Raw genomic sequence first — 24,933 nt, forward strand, 5'->3', positions numbered from 1 at the left:
GGTTTTATGCCCTCCTCCATTCGGCTGCCGCAGATGGTGAAATATCCGTACATGAGCGTCCTACCCGCGTTGCAGGCCGAGCTGGCCGTGGCCACCAACCGGCTGCTGGCCACGGCCGCGTCCCTCTCCGACGCCGACCTCGCCGCCCCCTCGCTCCTGCCGGACTGGACCAGGGGCCACGTGCTCGCCCACCTCGCCCAGAACGCCGACTCCCACCTCAACCTGCTGTCCTGGGCGCGAACCGGCGTCCGCACCCCTCAGTACGCCTCGTTCGCCGCCAGGTCCGCCGCGATCGAGGCCGCCGCCACCCATCCCGTGGCCCGCCACCTGGCCGAGCTGGAGGACGGCGCCGCCCGCCTGGCCGCCGCCGTGCGTGACCTGCCCGCGTACGCCTGGCCGGCGCAGGTGGAGGGCATGCGCCCGCCGCCGCACCCCGCCTGGTACCTGCTCGTCCGCCGGCTGCGCGAGATCGGCTTCCACCACGTCGACCTGGCCGCCGGTCACACCCCCGGCGACTGGCCCGCCCCCTTCGTACGCCGGGAGCTGCACGACTGCCTGGCCACTTGGCCCCGCGACCACAAGGCGGTGGGCCGGATCGAGCTCGTCGAGGACGGCCGGATCACCGCCAGGCACGGGCTCGGCGACGGTCCTGCCGTCCGCGGCGCGCCGCACGACATGCTGGCCTGGCTCACCGGCAGGTCGCGTGGCGAGGGGGTTAGTCTGGTGCCCGTGGGGCGATCGTCCACTCCCGGACGCGGAGAAGTCGGTGGCGATGTCGGTGCGGGTCTTCCCGATCCGCCGCCGTGGCTGACGATGCCGGCCCCCGCTGATCTGCCCACGACACCCCCAGAGGACTACCCATGACCTATACCGGTGACGTCCAGGTCGGCGGCCCCGCCGACGTACGCGAGCTGCCCGCGCTGACGATCTCCAAGCTCGCCGTAGGCCCGTTCGACAACAACGCCTATCTGCTGCGCTGCACCGCGACCGGCGAGTCGGTGCTCATCGACGCCGCCGCCGAGTCCGACCGGCTGCTGGCCCTCATGGGCGACCGGCCCGTCCGCGCGGTCATCACCACCCACCAGCACGGCGACCACTGGCAGGCGCTCGAGCAGGTGACGAAGGTGACCGGCGCCCAGGTGATCGCCCATCCGCTCGACGCGCCCGCGCTCCCCCTCCCGGCCGACCGCACGGTCGAGCACGGCGACACGATCACGTTCGGCGAGGTCACGCTGGAGGTCATCCACCTGCGCGGCCACACGCCCGGCTCGATCGCCCTGCTGTACGACGCCGGCCCCGAGGGCCACCACCTGTTCACCGGCGACTCGCTGTTCCCCGGCGGCGTGGGCAACACCCAGAAGGACCCCAAGCGGTTCAACCAGCTCTTCACCGATGTCGTCGAGCGCATCTTCGACCGCCTGCCCGACGAGACCTGGGTCTACCCGGGCCACGGCAAGGACACGACGCTCGGCGCCGAGCGCCCGGCCCTCCCGGAGTGGAAGGCCAGGGGCTGGTAACAGGGGGACGGTCAGCGGGTGGCGAGCACGTGGGCGATGCGCTCGGCCGCCAGGGCGGGATCGTCGGCGAGCCCGACGAGCTCGCCCCACGACCACCGGTAGAACCAGCCCTCCGACAGAGCGGCGCAGTCCACGGTCTCGGCCATCAGGGCCGCGTCGGGGTGGCTGATGCGCAACGCGGGCGGGTCCGACCGCAGCAGGGCGGTCAGCCCGCGTTGTTCCAGCTCCGTCGCCAGCTTGCCGAGGTAGTACGTACGCGTGTGCTCGCGCGGCGTGGCCGACATGGCTCCATCAAAGCCGAAATAAGACGAAAAATCCCGTCAGTTGCTCATCGAAGGCCGGTCAGCGGCTCAGACGAGCGGCTTCCTTACGCTGCTCGCGCTTGTAGAACAGCACCCGCAGCGGGATGGCCGCGACGAGCGCGATCTGCATGGTGGCCCCGATCTTGATCGGCATGTCGCCGCCCTCGGGCCAGGCCACCCAGACCGTCAGGAACGCCACGTTCACCATGATCCAGCCCAGCACGACGGCGGCGAGCTGCCCCTTCGGCTTGGGGTACTCGATGCGGCTGACCATCAGCCACGCCACCCCGAGCACGGCCAGCAGCGACCAGATGCTCGGCTGGAACAGCAGCACGATGGAGATCACGGTCATGGCGCCCATCGGGATGGGCAGCCCCATGAAGTCGCCGCTCTTGGTCTTGACGCAGGCGAACCTGGCCAGGCGGACGACGCCGGCGACCAGCACGGCCGCCGCGGCGGCGAGCACGGCGGTGAACGGCACGCTCTCCGGCACGCCGATGCCCCAGATGACGACCATGAACGCCGGCGCGAAGCCGAAGCTGATGACGTCGGCGAGGTTGTCGAGCTCGGCCCCCATCGCGGAGGCACGGAAGCGGCGCGCCACGAGCCCGTCGAACAGGTCGCAGGTGGCGCCGATGAGCAGCAGCACGATGGCGGTGGCGAAGTAGCTCGGCGCGGGCGTGAACCGGCCGCCGTCGACCTGCAGCTGCTGGATGGCGGAGTAGGCCAGCACGCACACCGCGAGGAACCCGCAGACGGCGTTGCCCAGCGACAGGGAGTCGGCGGCGGACAGGCGGAACGCCTTGCCGACGGGACCGCGAGGTTCTTCCTCTTCCGTTCGCCAGCTACTGGCGTCAGCCGTGGTCAATTCTGGTCACCCCCGCAACCGTCTTGTCGCCCACGGACACCGCGGGAGAAATCCCTTCGGGAAGGTAGATGTCGACCCGGGATCCCAACCTGATCAGCCCGATCCGCTCACCCTGCTCGACCTTCGCGCCGTCACTCAGGTACGGCACGATCCTGCGCGCCACGGCGCCCGCGATCTGCACCATCTCGATGTCGCCCAGCGTGGTCTCGAAATGCCACACCACACGCTCGTTCTGGTCGCTGTCCTTGTTGAACGCCGGCAGGAACCCACCTGCCACATGCTGCACGGAGGTGACATTTCCCGCAAGAGGGGCACGGTTGACGTGCACGTTGAGCGGGTTCATGAAGATCGCGACCCTGGTGCGGCCGTCGGGCCACGGGTCGATGCTCTGCACCACGCCGTCGGCGGGTGACAGGATGCGGCCCTCGCCGATTGTGCGGTCCGGGTCTCGGAAGAACCAGAGCATGCCCCCGGTGAGCGCGCTCAGCGGCACCGCCGCAAGCGCCCATCGCCGGTCTCGGCGCGTCAGCAGAGCGGTGGCGGCCGCCGCGGCGGCCGTCGGGAGGAGCCACGGGGAGACCCCGCGCGCGAGCCTCATGCGGCTCGGCTTAGCAGAATCGTCGGACACGTACAACCTTTGGTGGTGACTGGACTGGGCGCTTTGCCGTGATGTTACAGAACCAGCAACTATGACACGGCATAACTACACAAGCAAAGCGCCTCGAAGCCCATTTCGCTAGACCTGCTCCGGATGCGTCTCCTCGCCCTTGCGCGCGTCGATGCGAGCTTTGATCAGGCTGGCCACAGTGGTGATGACCATGGTGGTGCCGATGACCGAGAGCGACACCCAGATGGGAATTTCGGGCGCCCAGGAGACATGGCTGGAGTGCAACGCCTCCAATACGAGCTTAACCCCGATGAACCCCAGGATGAACGCCAAACCGTAGCTGATGTAGACGAGGCGCTGCAGCAGGCCGCCCAGCAGGAAGTAGAGCTGACGCAGGCCCATCAGGGCAAACGCGTTGGCGGTGAAGACGATGAAGGGGTCTTTGGTGAGCCCGAAGATGGCCGGAATCGAGTCGAGCGCGAACAGCAGGTCGGTGGTGCCGATCGCGACCATCACGATGAGCATGGGGGTGACCATGCGCCTGCCGTCGATCTTGACGGTGACCTTGGAGCCGACGTAGCCCTCGGTGGTGGGGAACGCCCTGCGCACCCACCGCAGCAGGACGTTCTCGTTGAACTCCTCTTCCTCGCCCTTGAGGTGCTGGCGGACGATGTTGACCGCCGTGTAGACGAGGAAGGCGCCGAACACGTAGAACAGCCAGCTGAAACGCTCGAGCGCGGCCGCGCCGAGCGCGATGAAGAGGCCGCGCATCACCAGCGCCAGCAGGATGCCGACGAGCAGCACCTTGTGCTGGTACGCCTTCGGCACCGCGAACCGGCTCATGATGATGAAGAAGATGAACAGGTTGTCGACGCTCAAGCTGTATTCGGTGATGTAACCCGCGAAGAACTCACCGGCTCTGTCGGGGCCGGAGGTGAACCACAGCAGCACCCCGAACAACACGGCGAGGAAGACATAGAAAGAGACCCAGTAGCCCGCCTGGCGCATGGAGAACTCACGTGCTTCTCCACGGTCGACGATCCACAGGTCGATGGCGATGACCAACAGCAGACCGCCGATCACGGCGATCCAGGCCCACAAAGGTTCAGTCACTCAGACCCTCCGGCATGCACGCTTCATTGCCGGAGGTCTCTCCCGCCCGCGCTCACCTGCGGACCGGCAGCCCCGGGGGCCCCGTGGAGTGGGGCTGCACCGTGATGACGAGGCTGTCGCGAAGGGATACTCCCCTCCCTAACCCACGCAGTATACGAGAACCCCTCGACCGCACCTAATCATCCTCCCCCTCAACCAAGCCCCCTCACCCTCCGTAGACCACGGCTTCCCCTTACACCCGCGACCTCACGATCGGTGAACCACCGCCCTCTGGACGCCCGCGGATTCACGATCGGTGAACGACCGCCCTTGGCGAGCCCCCGGATTCACGCCCACAGACCGTAACTCCCCCTTGGGCCCGCCGACTCACGCCTCGTAGACCGCGAGCACGCTCTCCACCGCGTCGTCGCCATCGGGCATCTCGTCGCCGCGCCGCCGCGCCGCCTCGGCCAGCGCCCGCGCGTCCTCGGGTGCGGCGAGCAGCCGTCGCACGGCCGCGCGGAAGCCGGCCACGTCGCCGTACGGCACCAGGATCCCCGCGTCCCCCAGGATCTCCGGGATGCCGCCGACCTCGGAGGCGACGGCCGGAGTGCCGGTCATCAGCGCCTCCCTGAGGGTGAGCGGCTGCCCCTCCCACCGGCTCGGCATCACCAGAGCCGTGGCGGCACGCATCAGGTCGGCCACGTCATCCCGGTTGCCCAGCAGCCGTACGGGCAGGTCCTCCGCGTCGATCCGCCGCTGCAACTCCCCGCGCAACGGCCCCTCACCCGCCACCACGAAGAGCGGGTCACCCTCCCACGGCCCGGCCGCCACATCGAGCAGCGTCTCCAACCCCTTCTGCTGAGCCAGCCGAGCGACGGTGAGCAGGATCGGACGCTCGCCGGCGCCGAGTTCGTCCCTGATCTCCTGAGGTGTCCGCTTGGCCGGCGCCGGCACGGGCGCGGCCACCAGCGCAGGCCGCACGTCCCTGGCGCCCAGCGCGGTCATCCGCTCACCGAGATCGGGCGAGACCACCAGCACGTGCCCGCCCCGACGCGCGACGATCCGCTCCAGCACGCCATAGACCAGCCCCACGAACCCACCGGCGGTCAGCGCGTTGTGCAACGTCACAACGGGCCCGCGGGCAGGGCTTCCCAAGGCGGCCAGGGCCCCGGCCCGCAGACCATGGGCGTGCACGACGTCGGCGCCCTTGGTCAGCCGCCGGACGGCGAGCACCGCACGCAGATCGTTCAGGGGATGGGGCCGATCGGAAACGGCCACCTCGACGAACCGCGCCCCCGCCACCCCGAACGAGAACCGCTCCTCAACGCTGCGCGGCCCGACCACCAGCACCTGGTGCCCCCGCCGCACGAGCCCCTCCACCAGCATCAGAACGTGCCGCCCGGTACCACCCGACGTGGTCCCCAGCACAAAAGCCACCCGCACGCCAGCCTCCCTCACTCCGCCCGACCTCACTCCGCCCGACCTCACTCCGCCCGACCTCACTCCGGCCCGACCTCACCCGGCTCCACCGCGGCGCAGCAGACCGGCCACCGAGGCGGCGTCAGGCCGGTCCACCAGGGCCACGACCGCACCCCCGACCGCCAGCGCCACCACCGCGCCCAGCACGGCGGCCCCCACGTTCGCCCAGAGGGACATGGCCCCCAGCAGACTGACGACCCCGGCCCCCGCGAGGAACCCGGCCACCCCTCCGGCCACCGCGGCCCCCAGCGCGCGGGGCAGACCGGCCGCCGCCGCGCCGCCCCGCGTCCGTACGACGGACGCCAGCAGCAAGCCGCCGCCCACGCTCATGCCGATGCTCATGCCGAGCGCCATCGCCCCGATGCCCCACTCGGGAGGCACCACGAGCACGAGCACGGTCTGGGCCACCATGACGACGAGCCATCCGGCGACGGTGCCGGTGGCGACCGCGCGGCCCTGGCCGGCCGCGTAGAGGACGCGGCTGAGGTGGGCGATGAGCCCGTAGCCGACGAGGCCGGGCGCGAACAGCGCGATGGCCGCCGCCAGCTCACCGGCGGGCACGTCGCTCTTGTCGGCGAGGAACACCACGGCACCGGGCCCCGACGCCGCCGCCAGTACGCCGGCCGCCAGCCCTGACACCAGCACGACGGCCCTGGTGGTGCGCGCCGCGAGCGCCGCGAAGGCCACGGGCTCGCCGGCCTGCGCAGACAGCCGGGGGAACGCGCTGGTGGCGATGGGCACGGCCAGCACGGCGTACGGCACCAGGTAGATCGCCCACGCGTAGTTGTACGCCGCGATGGCCCCGCCACCGACGACCTTGTTGGCCAGCAGCAGCACCACGATCATGGCCGCCTGCTGCGCCAGCAGCGCCGCGATGCCCGCGAGCGCCAGCGTGCGCACCCGCCCGGCCACCCCGTCGGGGAACCGTAAGGTGGGCCGCCACCGCAGCCCCAGCCGCCCGACGGGCCCGACCACGGTCAGCACCAGCGACAGCACGCCGAGACTCGTGCCCACCGACAGCGCCAGCTCGCCCGCCATCGGCAGCCCTTCGAGGTCGCGGTGCCCACCGCTGAACGGCACGAACAGCAGGTACGCCACGATGACCACGATGCTCGACACCAGAGGCGCGACGGCGGGCCCCGCGAAACGGTCATTGGCCTGGAGCACGCCGTAGAGCACCACGGCCACGCCGTAGAGCGGGATCTGGGGGGCGAAGACGACCAGCATGCGGGTGGCGATCTCCCCCATCGCGGACAGATCGGCGCACCCCTCGATGTCACCGCCGAGGAACAGCCCCATGACGGGCCCGGCGAGCACCGCCGTGAGCACCCCGACGGGGACGAGCACCACGACCACCCAGGTCAGCAGCCCCGACCCGATGAGGCCGGCCCGCTCGCGCGACACCCCGGCCAGCACCGGCACCACCATGCCCGCCAGAGCGCCGCCGACGACCACCTCGAAGACGATGTTGGGGATCTGGTTGGCCGTCATGTAGGCGGTGGCCAGGCAGTTGGTGCCGACGGTCTGGGCGAAGGCGTATTGCTTGGCGAACCCGGCGACCCTCGCCAGCACGGTGATCGCCCCGATGAGCATCGCGCCGCCCGCGACGCCCCTCGCCGTCACCGCACCCACCCGGCCTCCCCCGAACGCGCAGCCGACCAACCGTACGCGAACATCCTGGCAGGCCGTACCGACAACAGCGGCGTCAGATGGGGTCGACGGGGCGGCGGCCCAGCATGTCGATGCGGTTGAGCACCGGGTTGCCGGCGATGACCTTGGTGAAGCTGACCTTCTCGGCGGCGGCCGTCAGCGCCACGACGGTGCCGAGCAGCGCGTAGCGGCCCGGCCTGCCGAGCTTGGTGACGGCGGCGAGGCCGAGCAGCGCGCCCAGGGCGTTGGCGCCCGCGTCGCCGAGCATGGCGCGCTCGCCGAGGTCGTCGGGCAGCAGCGCGGCGGCGGCCCCCAGCGGAACGGCGGCCAGCGCACCCGCGGCGGGCTGGTCGCGGAAGAGCGCGGCGGCCAGCAGCGGCCCGCCGGTCAGCAGGCCGACCTTGATGGCGCGGCCGGGACGCAGGTCGAAGAGGTTGGCGAGGTTGGCGGAGCCGGCGATGGCGGCGCCGTTGACCAGGATGTCGGCGGGGCCCTGGGAGACGAGGGCGGCGGCGCCGAGCCCGGTGGCGCCGATGCCGAGGATCTTGACGGCGCCGCTGGTGACCTCACCGCGGGCCAGCGCGCTCAGGTGACCCTTGAAGCCCTTGGAGGACGTGGTGCCGTAGAGGTCGTCGTACGCGCCGAGCGCGCCGCTGCCGGCGCCCGCGAGCAGCGCGGCGGCGCGCACGCGCGGGGTGAGGCCGGGCGTGAACGCGGCGGCGGCGCCGGCGCCGGCCACGAACGCGGGGCCTTCGAGCAGCGTGATGGGCTCGCCGCGGTGGTTCTTCCTGGTCCAGCGGCCGCTCAGGTCGGCGGGCTTGTCGCGGGTGAAGGCGGAGTAGGCGACGCGGGCGGCCACGGCGCCGATGGTGGCGCCGGCCAGCGCGTAGAGCAGGCCACGGGCCCGGCTGGGCATGTCAGCTCCCTGACTCGGTGGTGGGGGATGGGGTGGGGGCCGCCTCGGCGGGGATGGGGCCGGATGCGCCCTTGCCGTTGCCGTATTGGCCGGCCCGCCCGGACAGCTGCTCCTGCAGAGAGTAGACGATCGCGACCGGCCCGAGCGGCATGTCGGCCGTATCGACGCCGGTGACCCGCTTGGAGACCTCGCCCTCGTCGCGCAGGGCGGTGATGACGTCTCCTGGGGTGACCGTGGTGGCGGCGATGCCGGCCAGCACCGTGCCCTTGCTCGCCGCGTCGAAGCCGTCGGCCACGGAGACGAGCGCGCCTGCCTGGGTCTCGGCGCTCCCCCCTTCGTACGGCCGCTCGGGCGCGAACATGACGGCGAGCGTGGCCCGCTTGGCGGGGTCGCCGTCGACGGTGAGCAGCCCGCCCGCCTCGAACGCGCCGACGACGTCGGCGGTGGTGGTGTTGGGCGTGCCGGCCTGGGCGGTGTCGTTGGTGACCAGGGAGGCGCCGAGCAGCGCGGCGGCCCTGCCCCAGCTCGTGGCGGTCTCGGGGAAGACCATGTTGACCGGCTTGAGCTGGTTGACCAGGCCGTCGAGCACGCCGGTGCCCTTGGGGTCGAGGAACTTCTCGGTGAACGTCACGCGCCCGGTGACCTCCGCGCCCGCCTGGTCGAGCACCTGCTGGGCGGCCTCGCGCCAGGCGGTGTTGGAGCCCGGCGTCTCGATCAGCAGCACGCGCTGGCCGGCCAGGTCGCCGGCGACGAGCTCGGGCGTCACGGCGCTGATGAAGGCGTCGTTGCCGGCCTCGCGGCCCTGCAGCGTGTCGATCTGGGCGCGCAGCTCCTCCTTCGTCTTGGTGAGCTGCGCGGTGAGCTCCTGGGCGGACTTCACCGCCGGTTCCTGCAGCAGCGTGGTGCCGAGCACGATGCCGACCGCGAGCGCCAGGAAGATGGCGACGATGGAGACGAGGTGGTAGCGAAAATCGATCACGAGAAGAGTCCGACCAGCCAGAAGATGAACGCGTTCCAGACGTCCTGAAGACCGTTCAGCCAGGTCTGGCCGAGCGGCGACAGGAAGAGCGCGAGCCCCATGGTGATCAGCGCGGTGATCACCAGCAGGAGCAGTTGCGAGGTGGTGATGCGACTGCGGTAGAGCCTGCTGACGCCCTTGGCGTCGATGAGCTTGCTGCCGATGATGAGACGGGTGAGGAAGGTGCTGGCCATGCCGGAGCGGCCCTTGTCGAGGAACTCCTCCAGCGTGCCGTGGGTGCCGACGGCGACGATCAGCTCGGCGCCCTTGTCGTCGGCCAGCAGCATGGCGATGTCTTCGCTGGTGCCGGTGGCGGGGAAGATCACCGCCTCCCTGCCGAGCTGGTGCACGCGCTCGAGCCCGGGCGCCCTGCCGTCGCGGTAGGCATGCACGACCAGCTCGGCGCCGCAGGTCAGGGCCTTGGTGGAGACGGAGTCGAAGTCGCCCACGATGACGTCGGGGAGGTAGCCGGCCTCCAGCAGCGCGTCGGCGCCGCCGTCGACGCCGACGAGGACGGGACGGTATTCGCGGATGTAGGGGCGGAGGGTCGCGATGTCCTCTTTGTAGTGGTAGCCGCGCACCACGATGAGGACGTGCCGGCCCTCCATGGACGTGCGGATCTCGGGCACGCCGACCCCGTCGATGAGGAGCTTGCCCTCACCGCGCACGTATTCCATGGTGTTGACGGCGAAGGCCTCGATCTGCACCGACAGCCCGGCCCGGGCCTCGGCCATGGCGGCCTCGACCGTCTCGGGCGTCTGCTCCTCGCCCTTGCCCACCACGTCGTCGTCGAGGTAGACGACACCGTCGCAGACGCGTACGAGATCGCCGTCCTTGACCCGCTCGAACAGCTCCTGGTTGGCGTTGTCGATGAACGGGACACCGGCTTCGAGCAGGATCTGCGGCCCCAGATTGGGGTAGCGGCCGCTGATGCCGCTCGCGACGTTGACCACGGCGGAAGCACCGCACGCGACAAGCGCCTCCGCGCTGACCCGGTCAACGTCGACGTGGTCGATGATCGCGATTTCCCCGGGCTGGAGGCGTTTTGTCAGCCTCTTGGTGCGCCGGTCGATCCTCGCCACTGCCGTTATACCGGGAAGGTCGCCGACCTTCCTGCCACGGAGGCCCGGCCTCTTGCTTCCCGGAACCTTCATCAAGACCATCCTGCCAGAGTGAAACAGCGCGGGGGCCACGCATGACGCGGCGTGTCCGCTATGTCACCCAGCATCACCTGTCCGCCGCGGCCAGGCCGAGCAACTCCTCAGCGTGGGCTCTGCCCAGCTCGGAGTCCTCCATGCCGGCCAGCATGCGCGACAGTTCGCGTACACGTCCTTCATGATCGAGCGTCACCACGCCGCTGCGCACGATGCTGCCGTCGCTCGCCTTCTCCACCACGAGGTGCTGGTCGGCGAAGGCGGCGACCTGCGGCAGGTGGGTGACCACGATCACCTGCGCGGTGCGGGCGAGCCTGGCCAGCCGGCGGCCGATCTCGACCGCGGCCTTCCCGCCGACCCCCGCGTCGACCTCGTCGAACACGAACGTCGGCACCGGGTCGGCGCCCGCGAACACCACCTCGATGGCCAGCATCACACGGCTCAGCTCACCGCCGGACGCGCCCTTGGTGAGCGGCAGCGGCGGCGCGGCGGGATGGGCGGCCATCCGCAGCTCCACCTCGTCGCGGCCCTCGGGCCCGAACTCCGCGCTCTGGGTGAGCTCGACCACGACCCTGGCGTGCGGCATGGCCAGCGCGGTCAGCTCTTCCGTGACCGCCTTGCCGAACCGCTCCGCCGCGGACTCGCGCACCTTGGTCAGCCGGTCGGCCAGCTCGGTGAGCCGGACGGTCAGCTCGTCGTGTTCGCGGGTCAGCTCGTCGATGCGCTCGTCGTCGCCCTCCAGCTCGCCCAGGCGGGCGGCGGCCTCCTGGGCCCACGCCAGGACGCCCGAGCTGTCGGCGGCGTACTTCCTGATCAGACTGGACAGGACGGAACGCCGCTCCTGCACCGCCGCCAGCCGCGCCGGGTCGGCCTCGACGGACTCCGCGTAGGCCGCGAGGTCGGTGGCCACGTCGGAGATCAGGTAGCCGGCCTCGGCCAGCCGGTCGGCCATGCCCGCGAGCTGGCTGTCGAAGTCGCGTACGGCCTCCACAGCCGCCCGCGCCTCCCCCAGCAGCGAGATCACGTCGCGAGCCCCGCCCGCGGCCTCCATCGGGTCGCCGAGCAGCGCGGTGTGGGCGGTCGTCGCGGCGCTGCGCAGCGCGTCGGCGTGGGAGAGCCGCTCCTCCTCGCCGCGCAGCTCGTCGTCCTCGCCCGGCTTGGGATCGACCTTCTCGACCTCCTCCAGGCCGAAGCGCAGCAGGTCGGCCTCCTGCGCCCGCTCGCGCGCCCTGGTCGTCAGTTCCTCCAGCTGCGCGGCGACCTGCTTGTGCCGTTTGTACGCCTGCGTGTACGCCCGCAGCGGCTTGACCAGCTCGTCACCGGCGTAGCGGTCGAGCGCGGCGCGCTGCCTGGCCGGCTGCAGCAACCGTTGCTGGTCCATCTGCCCGTGCACCGCCACCAGGTCGTCGGCGAGGTACGTCAGCGTGCCCACCGGCACCGTGCGCCCGCCGAGCCAGGCCCTGGACCTGCCCTCGGCCGAGACGGTGCGCGAGATGATCAGCTCGCCGTCCTCGATCTCGCCCCCGATGTCCTCGACCTGCTGCGCGACTCGCCCGCCTGGCTCGATGACCAGGGTGCCCTCCACGCTCGCGCGATCGGCGCCCGGCCGCACCCGCGCGGGATCGGCCCGGCCGCCGAACAGCAGCCCGAGCCCGGTCACGACCATCGTCTTGCCCGCGCCGGTCTCGCCGGTGACCACGTTGAAGCCAGGCGAAAGCTCGAGCACGGCCTCGTCGATGACGCCGAGCCCCTGGATGCGGACCTCCTCGACCCTGGGTCGCACTGCCCACTCCCGTTCACTGCCGTGTCTCTGCCGTGTCTGACGCCGCTGTCCGCGGTCGATCGTCCTGACCACGTGATCCTACGCGCTCCGTACTCCATTCACTCAGGGTCGCGCCCTTCCGCGCCACCCCTGGACGGGCAGTTCGAACTTGGCGACCAGCCGGTCGGTGAAGGGGGCGCCGGTGCTCTCGACGCCGTGCAGGCGGGCCAGTCGTACGGGCTCGGCGCCCCTGCGCACCTCGATGCGGGTGCCCGACGGCACCTCGAACTTGCGGCGCCCGTCACACCACATGACGCCCCCCGGGGTGTCGGGCAGAATCTCCACGGCCAGCGTCGACCGCGGCGAGACGACCAGCGGCTTGGCGAACAGCGCGTGGGCGCTGATGGGCACCATGAGGAGCGCCTCGACCTCCGGCCAGACGACCGGCCCGCCGGCGGAGAAGGCGTAGGCGGTGGAGCCGGTCGGGGTGGCGCAGATCACGCCGTCGCAGCCCCAGCGCGACAACGGGCGGCCGTCGATCTCGGCGACCACCTCCAGCATGCGTTCCTGCTTCTCGACGGTGATCTCGTTGAGCGCCCAGGTGTCGGCGAGCACGCGGCCGTTCTGCCTGGCGAGAACGTCGATCGTCATGCGCTCCTCGACGTCGTAGCGGCCCGCCACGACGCTGTCGACGGCGGCGGCCAGGTCGGCGACCTCCGCCTCGGCGAGGAACCCGACGTGCCCGAGGTTGACGCCGAGCAGCGGCGTGCCCGCCGGCTTGGCCAGCTCGGCGGCGCGCAGCAGCGAACCGTCGCCGCCCAGCACGATCATCACTTCGGCGTCCTTGGCCGCGCCGGGGTCGCCCGGCACCGCCTCGATGCCGCCGCAGCCCAGCTCGGCGGCCTCGGTGTCGAGCACCCTGACCGTGATGCCGGCCTCGACCAGCCGGTTGATGACCAGCCGGGCACTGTCGATGGCGGCGTCGCGCCCGGTGTGCACGGCGACCAGCACGGTGCGATTCATTGCGGCCCTTCCGCGACGGCACGCTGGATCTCGGCCTCGAGGTCGGCGACCCCCGGCTCGCCCTGCCCCTTGCCCAGCCAGAGCAGGTATTCCACATTCCCCGACGGGCCCGGCAGCGGGCTCGCCGTCACGCCGCGCACGCTCAGCCCCAGCTCCAGCGCCTTGGCCGCGGCATCGCGCACCGCTCCGGCCCGCAGCTCGGGATCGCGGACGACGCCGCCCGCCCCCACGCGCTCCTTGCCCACCTCGAACTGCGGCTTCACCAGCATGACGAAGTCGGCCTCAGGGGCGGCGACCGCGGCGAGCGCGGGCAGCACCAGCCGCAGCGAGATGAACGACAGGTCGCCGACCACCAGCGTGGGCGGCTCGCCGACCATCTCGGGGGTGAGGTCGCGGACGTTCACCCGCTCCATGACCGTCACCCGCTCGTCGGAGCGCAGCGACCAGGCGAGCTGGCCGTAGCCGACGTCGACCGCCAGCACGTGGGCCGCGCCGTGGCGCAGCAGCACGTCGGTGAACCCGCCGGTGGAGGCGCCCGCGTCGAGGCAGCGGCGCCCCTCCACCTTCAAGGCGGTGAACGCGCCGAGCGCGCCGAGCAGCTTGTGCGCTCCGCGCGAAACGTAGTCGGGGCCCTCGTCCGAGGCTGCCACGACGATGGCGGCGGCCGTGTCGACCTGGGTGGCGGGCTTGCGCGCCCGCTGGCCGCCGACGCTGACCCGCCCCGCCTCGATCAGCTGGACGGCCTGCTCACGCGATCTGGCCATGCCGCGGCGGACCAGCTCGCTGTCGAGGCGGATCCTGCGGCTCACGGGCGTCCCACGGCGGGCGGTCCGGGGACGGGCGGTCGAGGAAAGCTCGGCCCGGCCGGCTCGTCCACGTGCTCTTCCACGTGCTCTTCCACGGCGGCCAGCGTGCTCTCCAGCCCCGAGAACGCCTCGTCGAAGACCGCGACGTGCTCGGCCACGGGCAGCTCGCCCAGCCGGGCGAGGCCCGCCACGATGGCGTCGACCCGCGCGTCGCCGCTCTCCTCCGGCAGCTCACTCATGACTCGACCGTAACGCCTCCCGCGAGCGGCCGGGACCTTGGCAGGCGTGTCACTCGTTGAAGCTCGTACGGGGGTGCTACTGATGTGGAACGCTACCGTCCGCAAAGGGATGAAAGGATACGCACCATGGCAAGCGTCGAGGAGTGCCGGGCGGCACTGGCCAAGCTCGTCACCCAGTTCGACGAGATCGATGAGGCGGATCGCGCCAAGCACGTGGTCGAGCGTACGGTCAGCTGCCGGGTGTCCGACCTCGACGTGACGTTCTACGGCCGGCTGCATCACGGAGGGCTCGACCCGTTCGCGGAGTCGCCGCCGGCCGACGGCAAGCCCGCCGACGTCAAACTCACGATCGTGAGCGATGACCTGGTGGCGCTGGTGGACGGGGAGCTCGACCTGGCGCGGGCGCTGCTCGGGGGCCGGGTGAAGGTCGACGCCAGCTTCGGCGACTTGCTGCGCCTGCGCCGCCTCCTCTGACCCCGCTCAAGGACACCCTCCACCGACCAGCCAGGCGCTCGGGCGTGTGCCGATCCCGCACCCTCCACCCACCGACCCGGCCGATCAGGCGTGTGCCGATCCCGCACCCTCCACCCACCGACCCAGCTGATCAGGCGTGTGCCGGATCCGGCGTCCTCCTCGGGGCGCCCGGCCCCTTTCTTCCCGTCCAGCCCCTTTCCTCCTGTTACGTGAGCCGGTCGAGAGCGGGCTTCACGGCGTCCTCCTCCAGGCGGCCCTCGCCGGCGGCCGCCCAGGCGGCGTCGCAGGCCGCGCGCAGTCCGTCGATCCTGCTGCCGTCCCCTTCCAGGCGCAGGGCCCCGTCCTCCCACCGGGCCCGCCAGCCGCCGCAGGCGCCGTCGCGTACCTCGGGATAGGGCTCCAGCAGCGCCCGCAGGTCCTCGCCCACGTACGTGGGCCGGTGGCGGGGCTCGGCCGTCAACACGTCGGCCGGCGTCGCGACCCCGGTCAGCACGAGCAGGCTCTCGACCCCCGCGTTGGTGGCCCCCTCGATGTCGGTGTCGAGCCGGTCGCCCACGACCAGGGGACGCCGCGCGTTCGTCCTGATCATCGACTCGCGGTGCAGCGGCGGGTCCGGCTTGCCGGCGTAGATGGGCTCGACCCCGGTGGCCGTGGCGATCACGCGTACCAGCGCGCCGTTGCCCGGCAGCTCGCCGCGCGGGCTCGGCAGCGTGCTGTCGCTGTTGGAGGCCACGAACAGCGCTCCTTGTCGCACCGCCAGCGCCCCTTCGGCGATCAGACCGTACGACAGCTCGTACGTGAACCCCTGCACCACCGCCACCGGCGACTCCGCAGCGGTCGAGACCGGCCTGAGCCCGCGGTCGCGTACGGCCAGCCGCAGCCCGGAACCGCCGACGACGAGCACGTTCGCGCCGGGCGCAGCCCGCTCGGCGACCAGCCGGGCGGCGGCCTGCGCCGAGGTCACGACGTCGGCCGCGGTGGCGGGCGCCCCGAGCGCGCGCAGGTGGGCGGCGATCGCGGAGGGGGTGCGTGAGGCGTTGTTGGTGACGTACGCGAGCCGCGCCCCGCGCGCCCGCGCCTCCTGCAGCGCCTCGCCGGCGCCGGGGATCGCCTGCCTGCCCAGATAGACCACGCCGTCGAGGTCGAGCAGCAGGGTGTCAAAGCCGTCGATCAGCACAGCGCCTCTTCCCGTTCGCCTGTCACGCCGCGTGCGACTCTAGCGCCGCCCTCCCACCGGCCCCGCGGGCGGTCACATCTCCCTGCGGGCCTTCAAGGTCGCACGCACGCTCCGCAACGCCTTCACGTAATTCCTGTCGTCGGGCCGCATGGCCACCGCGATGGCCAGCGGTTCCTGGGCGCCTTCCACGTCCCCCGTCCGCCACAACGCCAATCCCAGGCCGAAGTAGGCATAGTCCTCGGTCGGGTTGGCGTCCACGATCTGCCGGAACCGCGCCGCGGCCTCGGCGTACTGCCGCGAGTTGAACTGGGCCCGCGCCAGCGCCTCCAGGATGCTGCGCGACTCGGGCTCCGCCTCGGCGGCGCGTTCCAGCAACGCCGCCGCGGCCGCGGGGCTGCCCTCCTTCAGCAGCTTGACCCCGCGCTGGTACCAGTCGTAAACACCACCCCTGGGAGCACCCGGTTTCTCGTCATGTCCGTTTCCCTCGTGAGCCATGGGTGAGAACTCCTTCATCGCTGTACGGCGACCCCGCTCCGCTGCGCCGCGGTACGGGCACGACTGCCATCGATGGGCCGGTTTTCGGAAGGCACAGGCATTTATGGCAGCATGCCCGGTATGGGGACTCCTGAACTGCCGATACCAGGTGGACTGGCGCTACGGCCCTTCCGCGGCGTACGTTTCGCTGTCGAGGATCCCGCCAAGGTGACCTCCCCGCCGTACGACCTGATCTCCGACGCCGACGTCGAGGTCCTCCTTGACTCTCACCCGAACAACGTCGTCCGTCTCATCCTTCCCTGTCCGCCTTCAGCCGACTCCTCAAGCACCACCAACGCAGCGGCGTCCCAGCCGTCACCCGGCCGGTACGCCGACGCCAGGGAGACCCTGCGCGCCTGGCTCGAGTCGGGCGTCCTGGTCGCCGACGCGCAGCCCGCCCTCTACGTCTACGAGCAGAGCGGCCCCGGCGTTCTGCAGCGCGGCCTCATCGGCGACGTCGTACTCGCCGACCCCGCCCAGCGCGTCATCCTGCCGCACGAGGACGTCATGCCCGGTCCCATCGCCGACCGCTTGGCCCTCATGAGCACGACGCAGGCCAACCTGGAGCCGATCTTCCTCCTGTACGACGGCTCCGGCGGCACCGCCACCGGCCTGGTGGACGAGGTCGCGACGACCCGCCGCCCCCTGGTCACCGCACGCACCGAGGACGGACTCACCCACCGCCTGTGGGCCATCACCGACGAGTCCGAAATAGCCGCCGTCAACGCCGACCTCCACCCCCGACAGGCCCTCATCGCCGACGGCCACCACCGGTACGCGACGTACCGCGTACTCCAGCGGCAGGAACGCGCCACCCGCGAGGCACCCGCCGCCGGCCCCTGGGACTTCGGCCTCGCCCTGCTGGTGGACTCCGGCGCGTACCCGCCCGACCTCAAGGCCATCCACCGCGTCATCCCCGGACTCCCCCTCGCCGAGGCCACCGCCAAGGCCAAGGGCGCCTGGCGGGTCCAGGACTACGAGACCCTGTCCGACGGCCTCGCCGCACTCCAGGAGGCCGCCGAGCCCGCCTTCCTGCTGGCCGACGCGCACAGCGCCCACCTGCTCACCAACCCCGACCCCGTACAGCTGGCCCGCGCCATGCCCGCCGACCACTCCGACCGCTGGAACACCCTCAACACCTCCATCCTCACGGAGTTCATCCTCCCGTTGGTGTGGGGCATGCACGACAGCGACCAGGACGTACGCATCGTCCACCACGACGCCCAAGCGGCCACCGACCTGGCCACCCGCACGGGCGGCACCGCGGTTCTGCTGAACCCCCTGGCGGTAGAGGACGTCTTGACCGTCGCCGCAGCAGGCGAACGCGTCCCCCGCAAATCCACCTCCTTCGGCCCCAAACCCCGCACCGGCCTGCTCCTCCGCACCTTCGCCATCGACTGACAACAACCCTGGGCGCCGGCCATGCCGGAGCAGAGATATGCGGTCGCCGCCTCGCCTGGTATGGCTACTGGGGTCGTCAGTCCGCCAAGGGAATGAAAAGGGGCTTCGCAGAGAACTGCGAAGCCCCTACCCCACTTACTCCGGCCTTGCTCCCCCTAAGCCGTGCTCCTCTTGAGCAACTCATCGAGTTTGCAGTCGAGCAGACACATACCGATACGGAGATCGTCGAGCTGCTGCTGGAGCTGGGCCTGGCTGGACGCGTGGTAGTCCCTCATATGCCAGCGGAGCCCGGTGATCTCCACGTTGAGGGCCTCCAGCTCGTCGGCCACTTCCTGAGAGAACTGGACAACGACAGGAGCGCCGGCATCACCCGATGTCGCGACCTCGTCCGCACCAGCGGACGCCGCGGCCTCCAGCACCTCGAGGCGCTGCTTGAGGATGGTGATCTCTGCCTCTACGTCCATCCGACCTACCCTGTTGCGATAGTGCCGTGGCCAGGCAGGACTGCCGGGCCTGCTAACTGCGGCCTATGGTGACAGCAGACGGACGCGAACGTGGTGTCGATCTACAGCTCCGGTGTGATTCCTTCTCCCCGCCGATCCGCCTGACCAGGAGAAATGACGGGATGAGTCCCACCCTGCCCTCACTTGCCGGTAGAGAAAAACACCCCCCGGCCACCCCCGCAACTTCCCACCTTGCCCCTAGCAACCAACACACAAAACCAACAACCGTCAATTCACTCCCGCACGACGTCTCTGCCGCCACCCCGACCTAAGCCACGAATACAAACACCAGCCACCACCCCACCCACAACAGGATCAATCGCAGGATCCGCCCCCAGAGCCCACATTCCACGTCCCCTTCAATCGATCACTCCCGGCCTCCGTCGTAGCTAAGCCGTCGCGGTACGTGCCAAACCCGCAGCCGTAGAGCCCCAGGAACCCTCAACCGGCAAGCCCTCGGACCCCAGAAGCCAGCAAGACCAAGAGGCGCTCCTGAACGCGCCCAGAGGCGTCCACAAGGGACTCTGATGAGAAGCAGTTGACCTCCTTTCGCTTGCCGAAAGTCCCACCTCCTCACCAAAAAACCGGATGCGCGCAGCTACCCGGGACATCTCGAGCGCGAGGCCGCTGCGCTCACCGAGGCTCATGACGTCGGAGCCCACGGGCTCCACAGGCAGCTAGCCGATTGGCTAAGTCGGTCGGCCGAGTAGCAGGCGATGCAAACGGCCTCAGCCGTCAAACACCTACGCCGCCAAGTCACCACCCAGAAGCCCTCGCATCCACCGAACCGCCCAACCCCCGCCGCTGCCACACCGCCGAACCATCACCACCACCGAACCGCCCAACCCCTGGCGCTGCCACACCGCCGAGCCGTCACCACCGTCGGACCGCCCAGCCCTCACCACCGCCTATCGCCCAGCCTCCGCCACCGCCCATCGCCCATCGCCCAGCCTTCGCCGCCGATCAGCCCCGCCGCCCCGCCCCGCCGCCGAGGCGCCAGGACGCGAACCGATGAGCGCGAACCCCGAACCCCGAACCGCGGACGGCGGACGGCGGACGGCGGACGGCGGACGGCGAGTTGCGGGCGGTGTGCCCGATGTGGTTGTTCGGCTGCGCCCGTCAGGCGCACGGTCAGCCTGTGGGGGCCAAGTACTGCACCTGCCGGGGGATCAGGGTCGCCACCTGGCTTCCGTCGGTGTCGTCCTCGGGTCCGGAACCCGGGGCAGGGAGGTCGGCCTCGTACGGTTTGGCATCGCTCACCTCCACCTCGTACCGCCAGATCTTGGCCGCCGACGGCCCGAAGACGCGGCAGCGGAACGACCCCGTCACCTCGACGTAGTCGCGGGGCTTGAGGGCGCGGACCACCGCAGCCGTCTCCGGGTCGAACGTGACGCACGGAATGCTGTCGGTCAGGGCCGCACCCCGGCGGCTTCGGCGGCGGCGGACGATGATGCGCCACTTCGTCGCCGTGTCGCCGCTCGGCAAGGGGTGCTCCTCGACCGGCCCTGACAGCCTCCCCACCAGCAAGACTTCGTTTCGGTCCACGGTCGTCCTCCTATCGGTGCTCTGGTGGAGATCACTCTCTACGATGTGGAGGAGGCCGGATCGGCTGGAATGCCGTTCTGGGGACAGCGGCTGGACGATCGGGAGTGCCTGTGGACAACATCACCGCGCTGGGCGGCGACGTCTATGAGATCGACACCAAGATGGCCGGATACTCCGGCATCACGGCCGGTTATCTCATCATGAGCGACCGGCCGTGCCTGGTGGAAACGGGTACGTCGACCTCGGCGCCCGTGGTGCGCGACGCGATCGCCTCGCTCGGCGTCGGACCCGAGGACCTCGCCACGGTCGTCGTCACCCACATCCACCTCGACCACGCCGGCGGGGTGGGCGACATCGCCAGGTTCTTCCCGTCCGCGCAGGTCGTCGTCCACGAGAAGGGCGCACGTCACCTCGCTGAGCCCTCGCGGCTGATGGCCAGCGCGCGCATGGTTTGGGGCGACAAGCTCGACACGCTCTTCGGCGAGCTGTCCCCCACCGAGGCCGAACGCATCGTCGCCCTCGGCGACACCGGCGCCATCGACCTGGGCAACGGACGTACGCTGAGCAGCCACTACTCCCCCGGTCACGCCAAACACCACGTGGGCCTGGTCGACTCGGCCACCGGCGACCTGTACGTCGGCGACGCGGCCGGCGTCTACCTGCCGGAAACGGGCGATCTGCGCCCCGCCACCCCGCCCCCGGACTTCGACCTGCAGACGGCACTCGACTCGATCGCGCTGTTCGAGGCCCTTGAGCCGCAACGGCTGCTGTTCAGCCACTACGGGCCGGTCGACGCCGTCAAGGAGACACTTGAACGGTCTGCCGAAGAGCTCCGGGTATGGGTGGACCTGACGCGGCAGGCCCATTCCGAGGGCATGGACCTCGACCATGCCGTCGCCATGGTCAGGGACCGGACGAAGGAGCGCTACACCGCGCTGACGTCCGATGAGGAACGAGCCGAGCAGTTCGAGCTGCTGAGCGGGGCGCCGTCCAACGTGGCGGGAATCCTGCACTGGCTCAACCGCGTCTCACCCTGACGCTCCCTCGCCACACGCACGCAGATCAGGGACGGCCCCTGGGAGGGCCAGCGGTGCGTCCGAACCAGCCCCCGGCCCGCGCCGGTATGTCCCAAGTAGCGGCGCAGCAGGTGAACGGGCTGCTAAGCGCCGAAACAGACGTGCGGCGGGCACACGCGATAACGCGCGCGCCCGCCGCACCTATGTCAGCGGCAGTGCCGGTCAGTCGTCCGACTTGCCCGGCTTCTCCTTGCCCGGCTCCTCATCGAAGTGGGGCTCGATGAACGCCGGCGTGATGCCGGGCACCTCACCGGCCTTAGCCTCAACCACAGGCTCAGGCTCACCGCCCGCCTCGGAGCCCGAGGCGGCCGAGGCGGCTGAGTCCTCGCCGCTTCCGGCGACCTCGCCGACCGCGGAGTCGTCCTCGTCTCCGGAGTCCTCATCTCCAGAGTCCTCATTCACGGAGTCCTCTTCGACCTCAGCCGATCCGACCGCTTCAGGAGCCTCGAACACGGTCTCCTCCGGTACGTCCTCCGCGCCCTCCTCGGCCACGGCCTCCGCACCCAGCAGGTCACCGGCCTCGGCGAGCGCCGCGTCGTCGTCCGTGTCCTCGTCCGCCTCCGCAGCGGTCCCGGTCTCGACGGCGCCGGCGTCGTCGAAGTCGTCCTCGTAGTCGTAGTCCTCTTCGACGTCCTCGATGACGGACCCGGTCAGCTCCGCGTACCGCTCGGCCGCGTCCGTCTCGCCGTCCTCGTCGAACGCCATCGCCCGCCCGAACCAGTCGGTCGCCGCCTCCTGGTGCCCGGCTTCGGCCAGTGCGTCCGCGTATGCGAACGCCAGCCGTGCCGACCACGGCCGCGGCTGCGGGTCACGCAGCTCGGGCAGCCGCTGCAGCGTGATGACCGCGGCGTCGTGCTGGCCGAGGTCACGGCGGGCGCCGGACTCGACGATGGTCAGCTCGATGCGCCCGGCCCGGTCGAGGCGTTCGGCTTCAGGGGAGCGTACGAGGTCGATGGCCCGCTCGGGACGACCGAGACCGCGCTCGCAGTCGGCCATGACCGGCAGGTACGCCTCCGACCCCGTCATCCTCCTGGCCGCCCGCAGGTCGCTCAGCGCCTCGGAGTAGTGCCCGGCACGATAGGCGACGATGCCCGCCGCCTCGCGTACGACGCCGATGCGCGCCGCGAACCGGCGCGCCACCTTGGTGTGCTCGTGCGCCCTGTCGGGGTCGTCCTCCTCGAGGGCCCGCTCGGCCGCGACGAGGTGCCGTCCGACCAGGTCGGCGAGGTCGCCGGGGAGCGAACCCAGCTCCTCCAGCACCTCCTTGTCGAGCTCGTCGACGGTGATGTCGGGCGCCACCTCGGGCAGCCTCTCCCGCTGCGGCGCCTCAGGGGCGGCGTCGCGGTCGCTCCTGCCGTAGCGGGCGCGAGTGCCTGCGGGGCCGTCGTCACGACGGCTGTCACGCGAGAACGGACGGGAGTCGCCACGTCCTCGGTCACGCTGCGGGCCTTCGCGGCGGTCGCCGTAACCACCTTCGCGCCGGCCGCCGTAGCCGCCCTCGCGACGCGGCCCACGATCGTCCCGGTCCCGGGAGGGACGACGATCGTCCCCTTCACGCCGAGGACCGCGATCATCCCGGAACCCACCTTCGCGACGCGGACCACGGTCATCCCGGTAACCACCCTCACGGCGAGGACCACGGTCATCGCGGTAGCCGCCTTCACGGCGCGGCCCCCGATCATCCCGGAAGCCACCCTCACGACGCGGCGAGTAACCGCCCTCACGCCGATCCCCGTAACCGCCCTCGCGGCGCGGCCCACGATCATCCCGATCCCGGAAGGGACGACGATCTTCCCCTTCACGCCGAGGACCACGATCATCCCGACGCGGACCCCGGTCATCCCGGAACCCACCCTCACGGCGAGGACCTCGATCGTCCCGGGACCCGTACTCACGACGCGGACCCCGATCATCCCGGAACCCACCCTCACGGCGCGGACCCCGATCATCCCGGAACCCACCCTCACGGCGCGGACCCCGATCATCCCGGCTGCCATCTTCGCGACGCGGACCCCGGTCATCCCGGTAACCACCCTCACGACGCGGCCCACGATCATCCCGATCCCGGTAGGAACGACGATCGTCCCCTTCACGCCGAGGACCACGATCGTCGCGGAACCCGCCCTCGCGGCGAGGACCGCGGTCATCCCGGGACCCGTACTCACGACGCGGACCCCGATCATCACGGTCCTGGTAGGAACGACGATCGTCGCCGTCGCGGCGTCCACCGCGGTCGTCTCGGGAGTCGTCGCGCCTCGGCCCACGGTCACCGCGGTTGCCGTAGCGCGACCTGTCGTCGGAACGGAACGGACGGTCGCCGCCGGAGTCACGCCCGCGGGATCCGTACCCGCCGCTTCTGCCCCCTCCGCCGGAGCGCCTGTCCCCGTAGTCGCCGCGCTCGCGCTGTCCGCCGTCCGATCCGTTATCTCTGTTCACTTCTGGTCCATTTCGTTGGCTCACCCAGCGGACTCTCAACGACGGTCCACCGTGGCTGGTCGCCGCCCGCCTGCGGGCCTTACGCGACGAAGGCCACCCCTGGGGTGGCCCGGTGTCCTCCCAGCCTAGCAAGCCCCGGAACGTCCACGAGCCTGCCGCAATCCGATAATGAGTGGCTCCCGAGCACACCGTCAGCGAGACTGCTCGACATGTCACTGCGCTTCCACGAAATCGCTGAATCCCGCAACCGAATTCTGAACCCCCTGACGGATGACAAACTCCGCCTGCTCGGCGAGATCTGCGGTTTCACCCCCGGCACCCGCATCCTCGACCTGGCCTGCGGAAAGGGCGAACTCCTTTCCCGCTGGGCGGCCGAATACGCAATCGAGGGCCTGGGCGTCGACATCAGCAAGGTGTTTCTCGACGCCGCCAAAAACCGCGCGGAAGAACTGTCTGTCGCCGACCGGGTCAACTTCGTGGAAGCCGACGCGAGTACGTATATGGACGTTCCCAACTCGTACGACGTCGTGTCCTGCATCGGCGCCACCTGGATCGGCGGCGGCCTCCAGGGCACGCTGTCCCTGATGCGCCGTTCGTTGCGCCCTGGCGGCATCGTGCTGGTGGGCGACTGCTACTGGACCTCTCCCCCGCCGCCCGAGGCTCGCGCCGCTCTGCAGATCGGCGCGGACGAGTTCACCTCATTGATCGGTACGGCCGACCGCGCCGAAGAGGCCGGCTTCGAACTCCTGGAAATGGTCCTGGCCGACCCTGACAGCTGGGATCGTTACGTGGCCCCGCAATGGTGGGCGGTCAGCGACTGGCTCCGCGACAACCCCGACGACCCGGACGTCCCGGCGATGCGCGACTTCCTGACCCGCTCCCGCCGCTCCCACCTGGAGTATGGCCGCCACTACCTCGGCTGGGGCGTCTTCGTCCTCCGCCCCCTCCCCACAGACGAAAACCCCACCTGAACGCAAAAGGGCCCCGACCGAATACCGACCGGGGCCTAGAGCGTTGATGTGAAAATCGCTGATCGTCTGCAGGCACAGCGAAGGGCGTCCAAGATCGGTTTATGAAGACTGAGCCGGACGCCCTTCTGACGGCACGCTATGTGCATCGGGACGATCATGTGATGCCTCCGCCGACACCACCCGAAAAAGACCCCAGCCCCCAAAGACCCCCGGGGCATGCGGAAAAAAGGGGGGTCCGGACATGCGGAAAGGGTCTCAACACCAGAACCTGGTGTTGAGACCCTCTCCTTGAAAGTTTGTGCGGCGGTGACCTACTCTCCCACACCCTCCCGAGTGCAGTACCATCGGCGCTGGGAAGCTTAACTTCCGGGTTCGGAATG

General features: G+C 70.6%; 25 protein-coding genes and 1 rRNA gene. 6 read left to right on the forward strand and 20 right to left on the reverse strand.

From position 1 onward, the window contains the following. Window positions 1–51: 51 nt before the first annotated feature. Together AB0K28_RS41160 and AB0K28_RS41165 are read left to right on the forward strand one after the other, a co-directional pair. Window positions 52–864, forward strand: coding sequence for a maleylpyruvate isomerase family mycothiol-dependent enzyme (locus AB0K28_RS41160; RefSeq protein ID WP_364381124.1), 813 nt, complete (start codon window positions 52–54; stop codon window positions 862–864). After that, complete coding sequence (locus tag AB0K28_RS41165) at window positions 861–1,517, forward strand: MBL fold metallo-hydrolase (RefSeq protein ID WP_364381126.1); 657 nt, start codon at window positions 861–863, stop codon at window positions 1,515–1,517. The genes AB0K28_RS41160 and AB0K28_RS41165 overlap by 4 nt, the downstream gene beginning before the upstream one ends. 11 nt (window positions 1,518–1,528) lie before the next feature. Here the strand turns inward: AB0K28_RS41165 and AB0K28_RS41170 are convergent, their stop codons facing one another. From AB0K28_RS41170 to AB0K28_RS41230, 13 genes are all read right to left on the reverse strand, one after another. Continuing rightward, window positions 1,529–1,801: a hypothetical protein gene (locus AB0K28_RS41170; RefSeq protein ID WP_345386173.1), complete on the reverse strand. Its 273-nt coding sequence runs from the start codon at window positions 1,799–1,801 to the stop codon at window positions 1,529–1,531. 58 nt (window positions 1,802–1,859) lie between these two features. After that, window positions 1,860–2,687, reverse strand: a complete 828-nt coding sequence (gene pssA, locus AB0K28_RS41175) for a CDP-diacylglycerol--serine O-phosphatidyltransferase (RefSeq protein WP_364381129.1) — start codon at window positions 2,685–2,687, stop codon at window positions 1,860–1,862. Then, window positions 2,674–3,285: a phosphatidylserine decarboxylase gene (locus AB0K28_RS41180; RefSeq protein WP_355431908.1), complete on the reverse strand. Its 612-nt coding sequence runs from the start codon at window positions 3,283–3,285 to the stop codon at window positions 2,674–2,676. The genes pssA and AB0K28_RS41180 overlap by 14 nt, the downstream gene beginning before the upstream one ends. 138 nt (window positions 3,286–3,423) lie before the next feature. After that, window positions 3,424–4,407 (reverse strand): TerC family protein, encoded by a 984-nt coding sequence (locus AB0K28_RS41185; RefSeq protein ID WP_364381133.1) that lies wholly within the window; start codon window positions 4,405–4,407, stop codon window positions 3,424–3,426. Window positions 4,408–4,773: 366 nt separating this feature from the next. Continuing rightward, window positions 4,774–5,832, reverse strand: a complete 1,059-nt coding sequence (locus tag AB0K28_RS41190; protein WP_364381136.1) for a glycosyltransferase family 4 protein — start codon at window positions 5,830–5,832, stop codon at window positions 4,774–4,776. 72 nt (window positions 5,833–5,904) lie between these two features. Next, window positions 5,905–7,500: a lipid II flippase MurJ gene (locus AB0K28_RS41195; RefSeq protein ID WP_364381139.1), complete on the reverse strand. Its 1,596-nt coding sequence runs from the start codon at window positions 7,498–7,500 to the stop codon at window positions 5,905–5,907. A gap of 73 nt (window positions 7,501–7,573) precedes the next feature. Next, window positions 7,574–8,434, reverse strand: a complete 861-nt coding sequence (locus AB0K28_RS41200) for a hypothetical protein (RefSeq protein ID WP_364381142.1) — start codon at window positions 8,432–8,434, stop codon at window positions 7,574–7,576. A gap of 1 nt (window position 8,435) precedes the next feature. Continuing rightward, window positions 8,436–9,413 (reverse strand): copper transporter, encoded by a 978-nt coding sequence (locus AB0K28_RS41205; protein ID WP_364381145.1) that lies wholly within the window; start codon window positions 9,411–9,413, stop codon window positions 8,436–8,438. After that, the gene (gene steA / locus AB0K28_RS41210) at window positions 9,410–10,606 is read right to left on the reverse strand and encodes a putative cytokinetic ring protein SteA (RefSeq protein WP_364381148.1); all 1,197 of its coding nucleotides are present in this window, start codon (window positions 10,604–10,606) and stop codon (window positions 9,410–9,412) included. Before steA ends, AB0K28_RS41205 begins: the two co-directional genes overlap by 4 nt. 73 nt (window positions 10,607–10,679) lie before the next feature. Further along, entirely contained in the window at window positions 10,680–12,389 is a 1,710-nt protein-coding gene (gene recN / locus AB0K28_RS41215; RefSeq protein ID WP_364381151.1) for a DNA repair protein RecN, read from the reverse strand. Window positions 12,390–12,491: 102 nt separating this feature from the next. Further along, window positions 12,492–13,391 carry an NAD kinase gene (locus AB0K28_RS41220; protein ID WP_345386184.1) on the reverse strand — a complete coding sequence of 300 codons (900 nt, stop codon included), beginning with the start codon at window positions 13,389–13,391 and terminating at the stop codon, window positions 12,492–12,494. Beyond that, window positions 13,388–14,200 (reverse strand): TlyA family RNA methyltransferase, encoded by an 813-nt coding sequence (locus AB0K28_RS41225; protein ID WP_364381154.1) that lies wholly within the window; start codon window positions 14,198–14,200, stop codon window positions 13,388–13,390. The genes AB0K28_RS41220 and AB0K28_RS41225 overlap by 4 nt, the downstream gene beginning before the upstream one ends. Continuing rightward, complete coding sequence (locus AB0K28_RS41230) at window positions 14,197–14,436, reverse strand: hypothetical protein (protein ID WP_345386186.1); 240 nt, start codon at window positions 14,434–14,436, stop codon at window positions 14,197–14,199. Before AB0K28_RS41230 ends, AB0K28_RS41225 begins: the two co-directional genes overlap by 4 nt. Before the next feature lie 126 nt (window positions 14,437–14,562). Between AB0K28_RS41230 and AB0K28_RS41235 the strand changes: the two genes are divergently transcribed. Further along, on the forward strand, window positions 14,563–14,910 hold the full coding sequence (locus AB0K28_RS41235) for an SCP2 sterol-binding domain-containing protein (RefSeq protein ID WP_355431882.1): 348 nt from the start codon (window positions 14,563–14,565) through the stop codon (window positions 14,908–14,910). A gap of 205 nt (window positions 14,911–15,115) precedes the next feature. Here the strand turns inward: AB0K28_RS41235 and AB0K28_RS41240 are convergent, their stop codons facing one another. Continuing rightward, entirely contained in the window at window positions 15,116–16,087 is a 972-nt protein-coding gene (locus tag AB0K28_RS41240) for an HAD-IIA family hydrolase (protein ID WP_364381158.1), read from the reverse strand. A gap of 72 nt (window positions 16,088–16,159) precedes the next feature. Further along, window positions 16,160–16,582, reverse strand: coding sequence for a tetratricopeptide repeat protein (locus AB0K28_RS41245; RefSeq protein ID WP_364381161.1), 423 nt, complete (start codon window positions 16,580–16,582; stop codon window positions 16,160–16,162). A 120-nt stretch (window positions 16,583–16,702) separates the two neighbouring features. Here AB0K28_RS41245 and AB0K28_RS41250 point away from each other — a divergent pair, with 120 nt between their 5' ends. Continuing rightward, complete coding sequence (locus tag AB0K28_RS41250) at window positions 16,703–18,022, forward strand: DUF1015 domain-containing protein (RefSeq protein ID WP_364381164.1); 1,320 nt, start codon at window positions 16,703–16,705, stop codon at window positions 18,020–18,022. Between the two features lie 155 nt (window positions 18,023–18,177). On the opposite strand, the gene AB0K28_RS41255 is transcribed toward AB0K28_RS41250, so the two are convergent. Together AB0K28_RS41255 and AB0K28_RS41260 are read right to left on the reverse strand one after the other, a co-directional pair. Then, window positions 18,178–18,486, reverse strand: coding sequence for a hypothetical protein (locus AB0K28_RS41255; RefSeq protein WP_364381167.1), 309 nt, complete (start codon window positions 18,484–18,486; stop codon window positions 18,178–18,180). 1,170 nt (window positions 18,487–19,656) lie between these two features. Beyond that, entirely contained in the window at window positions 19,657–20,070 is a 414-nt protein-coding gene (locus AB0K28_RS41260; RefSeq protein ID WP_364381170.1) for a single-stranded DNA-binding protein, read from the reverse strand. Window positions 20,071–20,180: 110 nt separating this feature from the next. Between AB0K28_RS41260 and AB0K28_RS41265 the strand changes: the two genes are divergently transcribed. Continuing rightward, complete coding sequence (locus AB0K28_RS41265; protein ID WP_345386193.1) at window positions 20,181–21,107, forward strand: MBL fold metallo-hydrolase; 927 nt, start codon at window positions 20,181–20,183, stop codon at window positions 21,105–21,107. Between the two features lie 201 nt (window positions 21,108–21,308). Here the strand turns inward: AB0K28_RS41265 and AB0K28_RS41270 are convergent, their stop codons facing one another. Together AB0K28_RS41270 and AB0K28_RS41275 are read right to left on the reverse strand one after the other, a co-directional pair. Then, on the reverse strand, window positions 21,309–22,286 hold the full coding sequence (locus tag AB0K28_RS41270; RefSeq protein WP_364381173.1) for a hypothetical protein: 978 nt from the start codon (window positions 22,284–22,286) through the stop codon (window positions 21,309–21,311). Beyond that, window positions 22,196–23,329 carry a hypothetical protein gene (locus AB0K28_RS41275; RefSeq protein WP_364381176.1) on the reverse strand — a complete coding sequence of 378 codons (1,134 nt, stop codon included), beginning with the start codon at window positions 23,327–23,329 and terminating at the stop codon, window positions 22,196–22,198. Before AB0K28_RS41275 ends, AB0K28_RS41270 begins: the two co-directional genes overlap by 91 nt. Before the next feature lie 462 nt (window positions 23,330–23,791). Between AB0K28_RS41275 and AB0K28_RS41280 the strand changes: the two genes are divergently transcribed. Beyond that, complete coding sequence (locus AB0K28_RS41280; protein ID WP_364381179.1) at window positions 23,792–24,553, forward strand: methyltransferase domain-containing protein; 762 nt, start codon at window positions 23,792–23,794, stop codon at window positions 24,551–24,553. A 298-nt stretch (window positions 24,554–24,851) separates the two neighbouring features. Here AB0K28_RS41280 and rrf read toward each other — a convergent pair. Next, window positions 24,852–24,933: ribosomal RNA gene (rrf, locus tag AB0K28_RS41285) — 5S ribosomal RNA — on the reverse strand; the annotation flags it as partial.

This window comes from Nonomuraea sp. NPDC049504, from assembly GCF_040676845.1.
GTDB classification, from domain to species: Bacteria; Actinomycetota; Actinomycetes; order Streptosporangiales; family Streptosporangiaceae; genus Nonomuraea; species Nonomuraea salmonea.